General features: G+C 87.9%; 1 protein-coding gene. It reads left to right on the top strand.

The window, feature by feature from the left end; genetic code table 11:
* The coding region (locus AAEZ02_RS23785) for a hypothetical protein (protein ID WP_351125438.1) at window positions 1–256 on the top strand (256 nt) is incomplete at both ends.

The raw sequence follows: 256 nt of genomic DNA on the forward strand, positions 1-256 counted from the left end.
GCGTCATTCAGCAGGCGCCGTCCTGTCCACTCGGGCTCGCGGGGCGCGGGGTTGGGCGTGGGCGGGGTGGTGGGGCGGGGGGGGGGGGGGGGGGGCGGGCGGGGGGGGGGGGGGGGGGGGGGGGGCGGGGGGGGGGGGGGCCGGGGGGGGGGCGGGGGGGGGGGGGGGGGGCGCGGCCGGGGGGGGGGGGGGGGGGGGGTTTTTGCGGTGGGGGGTCGGGGGGGGGGGCGGGACGCCGAGACGACAAGAGGCGGCG

This window comes from Shewanella sp. T24-MNA-CIBAN-0130 (genome assembly GCF_040310185.1).
Lineage (GTDB): Bacteria > Pseudomonadota > Gammaproteobacteria > Enterobacterales > Shewanellaceae > Shewanella > Shewanella psychromarinicola.